9 protein-coding genes and 1 pseudogene are annotated in these 7,787 nt (G+C 70.3%); 5 read left to right on the top strand and 5 right to left on the bottom strand.

Annotation, left to right across the window (positions count from 1 at the left end; all coding sequences use genetic code 11):
* Positions 1-225 precede the first annotated feature (225 nt).
* Positions 226-1,071 (top strand): annotated as a pseudogene (locus tag AB0M47_RS28430) (DUF817 domain-containing protein); the annotation flags it as partial.
* Positions 1,072-1,237: 166 nt separating this feature from the next.
* Here AB0M47_RS28430 and AB0M47_RS28425 read toward each other — a convergent pair.
* A complete protein-coding gene (locus AB0M47_RS28425) occupies positions 1,238-1,768 on the bottom strand; it encodes a PadR family transcriptional regulator (RefSeq protein ID WP_363419405.1) in 531 nt (176 codons plus the stop codon).
* 56 nt (positions 1,769-1,824) lie between these two features.
* Here AB0M47_RS28425 and AB0M47_RS28420 point away from each other — a divergent pair, with 56 nt between their 5' ends.
* Genes AB0M47_RS28420 through AB0M47_RS28410 form a run of 3 tightly spaced genes read left to right on the top strand, consistent with a single transcriptional unit; the run spans position 1,825 to position 3,204 of the window.
* The gene (locus tag AB0M47_RS28420) at positions 1,825-2,601 is read left to right on the top strand and encodes an alpha/beta hydrolase (RefSeq protein ID WP_363419403.1); all 777 of its coding nucleotides are present in this window, start codon (positions 1,825-1,827) and stop codon (positions 2,599-2,601) included.
* Positions 2,602-2,629: 28 nt separating this feature from the next.
* Complete coding sequence (locus AB0M47_RS28415; RefSeq protein WP_363419401.1) at positions 2,630-2,917, top strand: hypothetical protein; 288 nt, start codon at positions 2,630-2,632, stop codon at positions 2,915-2,917.
* Positions 2,917-3,204 carry a hypothetical protein gene (locus tag AB0M47_RS28410; RefSeq protein WP_363419399.1) on the top strand — a complete coding sequence of 96 codons (288 nt, stop codon included), beginning with the start codon at positions 2,917-2,919 and terminating at the stop codon, positions 3,202-3,204. The genes AB0M47_RS28415 and AB0M47_RS28410 overlap by 1 nt, the downstream gene beginning before the upstream one ends.
* Positions 3,205-3,246: 42 nt before the next feature.
* Here the strand turns inward: AB0M47_RS28410 and AB0M47_RS28405 are convergent, their stop codons facing one another.
* Positions 3,247-3,822 (bottom strand): CGNR zinc finger domain-containing protein, encoded by a 576-nt coding sequence (locus AB0M47_RS28405; RefSeq protein WP_363419398.1) that lies wholly within the window; start codon positions 3,820-3,822, stop codon positions 3,247-3,249.
* A 30-nt stretch (positions 3,823-3,852) separates the two neighbouring features.
* On the opposite strand from AB0M47_RS28405, the gene AB0M47_RS28400 reads away from it, so the two are divergent.
* Positions 3,853-5,130 (top strand): MFS transporter, encoded by a 1,278-nt coding sequence (locus tag AB0M47_RS28400; protein ID WP_363419396.1) that lies wholly within the window; start codon positions 3,853-3,855, stop codon positions 5,128-5,130.
* Here the strand turns inward: AB0M47_RS28400 and AB0M47_RS28395 are convergent.
* The 3 genes from AB0M47_RS28395 to AB0M47_RS28385 are packed head-to-tail and all read right to left on the bottom strand — an operon-like array spanning position 5,114 to position 7,575.
* Positions 5,114-5,341 carry a hypothetical protein gene (locus AB0M47_RS28395; RefSeq protein WP_363419394.1) on the bottom strand — a complete coding sequence of 76 codons (228 nt, stop codon included), beginning with the start codon at positions 5,339-5,341 and terminating at the stop codon, positions 5,114-5,116. The genes AB0M47_RS28400 and AB0M47_RS28395 overlap by 17 nt on opposite strands.
* A 42-nt stretch (positions 5,342-5,383) precedes the next feature.
* Positions 5,384-5,878: a hypothetical protein gene (locus tag AB0M47_RS28390; RefSeq protein ID WP_363419392.1), complete on the bottom strand. Its 495-nt coding sequence runs from the start codon at positions 5,876-5,878 to the stop codon at positions 5,384-5,386.
* Positions 5,875-7,575 (bottom strand): PHP domain-containing protein, encoded by a 1,701-nt coding sequence (locus tag AB0M47_RS28385; protein WP_363419390.1) that lies wholly within the window; start codon positions 7,573-7,575, stop codon positions 5,875-5,877. Before AB0M47_RS28385 ends, AB0M47_RS28390 begins: the two co-directional genes overlap by 4 nt.
* Positions 7,576-7,787 lie beyond the last annotated feature (212 nt).

The following is a 7,787-nucleotide window of genomic DNA, read 5'->3' as shown; positions in this document are numbered from 1 at the left end:
CAAAATTCACGACGAACAACCAGCAACGACACCGGACGAGCCATCAACAACACCTCGAATCAACCAAGGTGTTGCGACCACCCCCTGAATCCACCGCCCAAGATCACATGCATATCCCTGATCTGCCGCTCAAAGCGAGCGCCGCGAGGTGCGAACGGGCGAGCGCGAGCGGCAGCGAGCCCAGCGAGCGCCGCCGAAAAGAGCGGGGCAAGTACACTGCGTCGGGTGCCCGAAAGCCCCTTGACCAGCACCGAAAGCGCGCTCGATCGGCGGGTTCACGGCTGGCTCGACCGCGCTCCGCGTACCGGTTGGCGCAGTTGGCTGGTCGAGTTCGCAGCGTTCACCGCGAAGCAGGCGTGGGCGTGCGTCTTCGGCGCGGCGATGCTGGCCGTGATCTTCGCAGCCCGGCTCTGGTGGCCGGACTCCGCCCCGCTGGTACGCAACGACGCGCTCACTCTCGCCGCCGTGCTCATCCAGATCATCATGGTCGCGGCCCGCCTGGAGACGCTGCGCGAGTTGCGCGTGGTCATCCTCTTCCATGTCGTCGGCACCGGCATGGAACTGTTCAAGACCGCGGTCGGGTCGTGGGCGTACGAGGAGACGGGTGTGTTGCGGCTGGGCCACGTCCCGTTGTTCTCGGGTTTCATGTACGCCGCCGTCGGCTCCTACCTGGTACGCGTCTACCGGCTGTTCGACCTGCGGTTCGTTCGCTATCCGCGGCAGTGGGCGACGGTCGCGGTGGCCGTCGCGATCTACGTCAACTTCTTCAGCCACCACTACATCGCCGATCTGCGCTGGGTGATCACCGCCGTGGTGGCGGTCGTGTTCGGGCGGTGCGTGATGTATTTCCGGATCTTCCGCCGACGGCTGCGGATGCCGCTGCTGGTCGGATTCGGGCTGGTCGCCGTGTTCATCTGGCTCGCCGAGAACATCGCGACCTGGTCGCACGCCTGGTCCTACCCGAGCCAGGCCGGCGGTTGGCACCTGGTCTCGCCGAGCAAGCTCGGCTCCTGGTTCCTCCTGATGATCATCTCGGTCGTGATGGTCGCGTGGGTGTATCCGCCCCGGCCACCGGAGGCGGCCGAACCGCTCCCCGACCGCGACCTCACCACCACCGCCCGATAGCCGAACCGCCCGACAAGCGGCGCCGCCCGACAAGCCGAGCCACCCGAAGCCCAGCCGGCCGACAAGCCGCGCCGCCCGGCAAGGCCGACCGAGGCGAGTCGCCCGCCAGCCGTCAGGTAGCCGGTTCCAGCTCGGTCAAGGTCTGCCGCAGCCAGGTGAGTTCGGTCCGCGAGGTCGCGGTCGCGATCGTGAACAGCCCACGCCGGAACGGATCGTCGAAGTCCGCGGCGCGCAGCGGCCGATCGCCGTCCCAGAGGAAGCTCGCCGGCTGCGTCAGGAACTCCAGGCGTCGCCGCAGCACGACCGCCTGTGCGGCCGGGTCGTCCAGCAACCGCAGGAAGGCCAGCAGGGTGAACCACCGGTTCTCGTCGGTGATGAACAGCTCGTCCGGTTCGCGCAGCCGGTCGAGCAGCGCTTTTCGCCCGGCGGGGGTCAGCGCGAGCATGTGCCGGGGCGCCGCGACCGAGCCGGGTTGCAGCTCACGGCTCAGGAGTCCGGCCGCCTCCATCCGCTTGAGCAGCGGATACAGCGTGCCGTCGGCGATCGGGCGCACGTGCCCGGTCAGCGCGCCGACCCGCTTGCGCAGGTCGTACCCGTGCAACGGCTCGTCGTAGAGGAAACCCAGGATCGCCAGTTCGAGCATGATCAGCATCATACCCTCTTGCCAAGATACCTCGGCTTCGAGATATCTTCTTGGCTATGCATAGCGCTCCCGTTCTCCCCGACGGCTCCCAGCTGCGCTGGGCCGAACTGCCTGGCGTCCAGCCGACCCGCGTCTACCTCCACGGACTCGGCGCGAGTTCCGCGCCTTACTACGCCGAGGCGGTCGCCCACCCGGCCCTGGCCGGTCATCGCTCGCTGCTGATCGACCTGCTCGGCTTCGGCATCAGCGATCGGCCCGCCGATCAGGCGTACACCTTGGAAATGCATGCGGACCTGCTGGCCCGCGCGCTGGAGCAGGCGTCGGTGGGCCGGGCCGACGTGGTGGCGCACAGCCTGGGCGGCGCGGTCGCCTGCGTGCTCGCGGCCCGCCATCCTCAACTGGTACGCCGTCTGGTGCTGGTCGATCCGGTCCTGGACCCGGTACGGCCGCTGCCGACGGTGAAGCGCCCGGGAAGCTCCGGCATCGGGGTCTATCGGACCGAGGCCGAGTTCCTCGAGCATGGCTGGGCCGAGACGATGGCGCACGTGGGCCCGCACTGGGCCGCCACCATGCGGTTAGCCGAACCGCGTGCGCTCTACCGGACCGCGATCAACGCCTTGCTCGGCGGCGATCCGACCGCCCGGGAGCACCTGGAGTCGGTGACCATCCCGCGGACCCTGCTGTATCCGGAAAGCGACGGACCGCGTCCGGACGCCGACCGGCTGACGGCAGCGGGTGTCGGCGTGGTGCCGATTCCGGATTGCGGCCACAACATCATGATCGACAACGTGGACGCGTTCGCCAGGGCGGTCGCGACGGCACTGATCGACTGACTTGCGGGTCGATGCGATCATCGGTCGCATGCATGGGACCCCGGGCAACTGGTACGCGATCGTCGAGGAACTCGCGGGCGGTGGCAACTCCGCCGCGTGGCGGCCGACGAAGACCCGGGCGCTAGGGCCGGATCGTGCCGTCGCGCTGGAGCTGGCGGCCGAGACGGCGGCCACGCATCGGCCCGTGCACCCGGGGCAGGAGAAGGGGCGGCAGGTGTTCCGGCAGGGCGAGGACACCTGGATCGTCGTGGTCGACGGCGCGTCGGGCGCCTACCACTTCCGGGTCACGCTGGCCGTCCTCGAGGCGGTGTCCTGATGGAGGTCGGCAGGTACTACGCGCTGCTGGAGGAGAGCACCGGCGGCAACGGTCAGTACGCCAACTGGAAGCTGACCAACCTCTACGATCTCGGCCCCGAGCGGGAGGCGGCCGTCGCCGGCGCCCTCCAGCTGGCCCGGACCTACAAGCCCAAGCATCCGTGGTCGGACCAGGGCCGGCGGATCTTCGAGCACGGCCTGGACAGCTGGGTCGTCGTGGTCGAGGGTGCGACGAGCCGCCATCACTTCCGGCTCTCGCTGACCCGGCTGCTCGCCGAACAGCCCTGACGCCGGTCACGTCGGAATCCGCTGTCGAGCACCCGATCGGACTCATCCCGCGGGCGCGGAGGCGCGGGACCGCAGGCGACGCATCTTGTTGCGGGCGCCGCAGATGCTCATCGTGCACCACCGGCTGCGACCGGCCGGGCTGTGGTCGTAGTAGGCCCACCGGCAGGTGTCGGCGGCGCACGCCTTGAGCCGTCGCCAGGTGTCGTCGGCGACCGCGCCCGCGATGGACGACGCGATGTGAGCGGTCAGGCCGACCGCGCCGGTCAGCCCGGCGGCTGGGCGCACGAGGGCCGTGCCGGACTCGTCGATCGCGAGGACCAGGTGAGCCTGGGCGAGCTGTTTGTCCAATCTAGACACGGTAGCCGCCGGCACGTCCACGCCCGCGTGCGCCTGACAGACGTCGCGCAGCGCCTCGCGTAGCTCCAGCACCGCGCGCAGGTCGGACTCAGTCAGGCCGGACAGCGGCACGTCGTGGTCCGCGCAGAACTCCACCAGTCCGCCCACGGTGCGCAGCGCGTCCCGGTCCATCTCCAAGTCCACGGTGTTAATCAAGTCCTGCACCAGCGCCAACCCCGGCGGCGCGGGCGCTCGGTCGCCCGGCTGAATCACGCTTGCCATGTTACCAGCTATCCCCCTAGTATCGGTAACGTGTTACCAGATGCATCCCCTCAAGTAGTAACGGACTTCCGGCGGTTCTGGGCCGGTCACACCGTCTCGGTCGTCGGCAGCCACGTCTCCGCCGTCGCCCTGCCGCTCATCGCCGCCCTCACCCTCGGCGCGGGCGCGGCCGGCGTCTCCGCCGTGGCCACCGCCGCGTACCTGCCCAACGTCGTGCTCCCCCTGCTCGCCGGGCATTGGCTCCAGACCCGCAAGCGCCGTCGCGCCATGATCACCGCCGACCTCGTGCGCTTCGCGGCGCTCCTGCTCATTCCCATCTCGTACGCACTGGGCTGGCTGTCCGTGCCGTTCCTCGTCGGCATCGCGCTCGTCGTCGGGGCGGCGAGCGTCGTCTTCGACATCGGCGGCTTCGCGTACCTGCCGACACTCGTGCCGCAGGCGTACCTGCCCAAGGCGAACCGGGCGATGCAGGGTTCGACCACCGCCGCCCAGGTCGCCGGGCCCGGCCTGGCCGGACTCCTCGTGCAGGTCGTCGGCGCCCCGTTCGCCATGCTCCTCGACGCGATCAGTTATCTGGCCAGCGCGTACGGGGTCGCCGCCGCGAAGCAGCCCGAACCCGACCCCGAGCCGACCCCCGCTACCAGCGTCTTCGACGGCCTTCGCCAACTGGGCGCGAACCCGTTCCTGCGAGCGCTGACCGCCCACGCCGCCATCTACAACGGCGCGGCCCAGATTCTCGTGGTCAACCTCGTCATCTTCGCGGTGACCGACCGCGGGCTCAGCGCCGGCGCGTACGGGCTGGCCATCAGCGCGGCCGGCGTCGGCGCGTTCGCCGGCACGATGCTGGCGCTGCGCCTGGCCGCTCGGTTCGGCTACGGCCGCGCGTTCGCCCTCTCGCTCGTCCTGTCGACCGGCGCTCCCCTGCTCATCGCCGTGCTCCCCGGCACCGGTACGCCGTTCGCCGCAGCCCTCGCCGCCGTCGAACTCGTCTCCGGCGTCGGGCTCGGCAGCGCCAACGTGCTCTCGGTGACCCTGCGCCAGATCGTCGCTCCACACGGGACAATCGCCCGGACGAACGGCGGCTACCGGCTGATCACGTTCGGCGTCCTGCCGGTCGGGTCGGCGCTCGCCGGAGTGCTCGGGCAACTGGTCGGCGCACGCTGGGGCGTGGCGATCGGCGCCGCCGGGCTGGCCGCGTCGGCGGTGCCGATGTTCGCCCGGCGCATCCGCACACTGCGTACGCCGGAATCCGCTCGCGCGGTCGTCGAGCCCGTTCGCGATCTCGCGCTGGCTACCGCCGATCGCTGAGCGTCGCGGCCGGGCCGGAACTCCGGCTCCACAGGGGAGCGACCGCGACGAGCCCGGCCAGCGCCGGCACCATCCCGAGCAGGCCGAGCGTGGTGCCCGACTTCGACGCCGCCGCCCATCCGACACTGGCCGCCCTCGCTCCCCGGTCGCCGACTTCGGATCGGCGGCCGAATTCGACCGGCTGCTCGCCACCGTCCTCGCCGGCATCCACGCCCAACCCGCCCTCACCGAGTGATGCGCCCCCGACGCCGCATCAGTGGAACGCACAGCACGGCGTCGGATTCGGCACCTCGAACGGCGCGATCCGCCCGCCCGGGGCCGGCATCGCCATCAGCACCAGGCGGCCGTCGGCGTACTGGGGGCGGACGAAGTCGCGGGTGTCGATCAGGGTCTGCGGATCGGGTTCCGGCGACGGCGCGCCCAGTACGCGTACCTCCTGAATCGCACTGATCGCGAGCAACTCCGCGACCGGCAGCGTCCCCACCAGGGCGGCCATCCCGGGATAGAGGACGGCCCGGCCGCCGTGGCCGGACTCGTGCAGCGCGGCCACCCGGGCGGCGACCTCGGCGTCGACCGGGTCGGGCCAGGAACCGGCGGCGGACAACGAGACGGCGACGCGGGGCTGGTCGCCGTGGACGAGGTGGGTGCAGGCGACGAGGTCGGCGAGGCCGAGCCCGGCCGCGGTCTCCCGCAGCCAGTGCTCGGCCTCCACGACGCTCGCGTGCCCCAGGTCGAGGCCCGAGATCATCGGCCCAGCGGGAGGACGAAGATCGGGTTCGTGTAGAACCAGAGGTCCTGCCACGGGTCGGCGGACCCGACGACGTCCATCGCCGGACCGACCGGGTCCACAGTGGTCCCGTTGAGGCCGACCGCCGTACGCTTCCCGTCGGTGCCGCGAAGCCGCAGGTAGAACGCCTTCTCGACGTCGGGGAAGGTGTAGGTCAGGGTGACCGTGCCGGTCGACGACGAGACGTCGAACGACTTGACGACCTTCGTCTTCGGGGTGCTGAAGACGTCCTTGTCGGCGGACGGTCCGGTGATCTCGCCCGCGATGAGGTCGACCCGGGCCAGCTTCGGCACGAACTGCGCCCAGTTCGAGCCGCTCGCCAGCTTGATCTTGATCTTCACCTGGACGTCCCGGCCGGTACGCACGGCGTACGTGCCGCCGAGGGTCGCCGTGCCGACGCGGACGTCGATGCCGTCGATCAGGCCGCCGTGGTCCACCCAGACCCGGCCGGCCCGCAGACCCGCCATGACCGCGGCGTACGACGGACGGGTCGCCCCGACGTGCGTACGGCTGTAGTAGCCGGGCCAGAAGTCACCGTTGGTGAGGATCGCCGGGCTGGAATAGACGGCGTCGTTGTACCGCCCGTTGGCGTTGAAGTCGCCGCCGCCGTTGACCGAGGTGTCGCTGTAGACCGAGTGCGAGTCGGAGTTCGCCGTGATCCACCACGGCTTGCCCTCGGCCAGCAGGCTGTCCCACAGGCCGCCGACGGTCGAGGTCATCCAGTCGAACCCGCCCCAGGTCCGGTAGCTCTCCAGCGGGTAGCCGGCGAACGACGCCGACGAGGGCGAGTTGTCGTAGTAGCCCCGGCCCGAGCCCGGGCCGAGCGGCGACGGGATGCCCGCGGCCTGGTGGCCCGGCGCACCCTCGAAGCCCAGCGCGATGCGTGGCGCGGCGTCGCGCCAGCCCCGGATCTCGTGCGGCGAGTCGATGCCCTTACGCGCCGGGTGGTTGGCGAAGAACATCGCGTCCTGTACGCGCTTCTTGGTGACCGCGTCGTTGAGGAAGTTCAGGCCCGCGATGGCGACGGCCTCGTTGGCCGAGGTCGACCCGGTGGTGTTGGTGACCACGCCGTCGAAGGCGTTCTCGAACTCCTTGAGGACCGCGACCTCGTTCTGGCCGGGGTGCACGAAGACCGTGCCGTGCTCGGCGGCCGGGATGTTCCACTCCAGACCCTGGAACACGAGGATGTCGTCGATCTCCTCGCGGGCGGCGCGGATGTCGGGGTTGACCTTCTCGACGCCGATCTTCGCGTGGGCGACGCTGCCGTGGTCGGTGATGACCATCCAGCCCAGCCCGTACGCGTGCGCGTGCTTGACGTGGTCGATGACCCGGTACTGCCCGTCCGAGCTGTGCTGGGTGTGGATGTGGTGGTCGCCGGCCAGCCAGACGAGGTCGCCCGCCTCGCCCTCGCGGTGGTTGTACGCCTCGGCCGACGTCTCGTGCTTGTCACCGGCGAAGGCCGGCGCGCCGATGAGGCCGCCGACGGCGGCGCCCGCGCCGAGCAGACCCGCCCCGCGCAGGAACGTACGCCGCGAGTTGTCCGACGGCGACAGTTCGGTGTCCGGCACGCTCAGGTCGAGCGCGGCCGGCAGGTCCGACCCGCTGACCGCGAAGTCGTGCGAGTGATCGTGGTGGTGATGGTGGTGTCCAAGTCCCATGTCTCGGCAATCTGGCCCTCCGGTGGCAACGGAGGTTGACGTCAACACCAAGATCAGGCGAACTTTTCGCAGGTAGGCCGATGACAGTCTGGTCATCCCCCCATTTCGGACACCGCCGGAGTGGACCAAGCGGGGAACGGGACGGTAACGGAAGATCGACTTGGGTTGACGCCAGCCGATGTGAGCGTTAACACTATCTGCGCAACACCCCC

The organism is Hamadaea sp. NPDC051192 (assembly GCF_040682475.1).
GTDB lineage: Bacteria > Actinomycetota > Actinomycetes > Mycobacteriales > Micromonosporaceae > Hamadaea > Hamadaea flava.
Note: the sequence above shows the minus strand (reverse complement) of the source record. Positions and strands in the feature narration are given on the sequence as shown.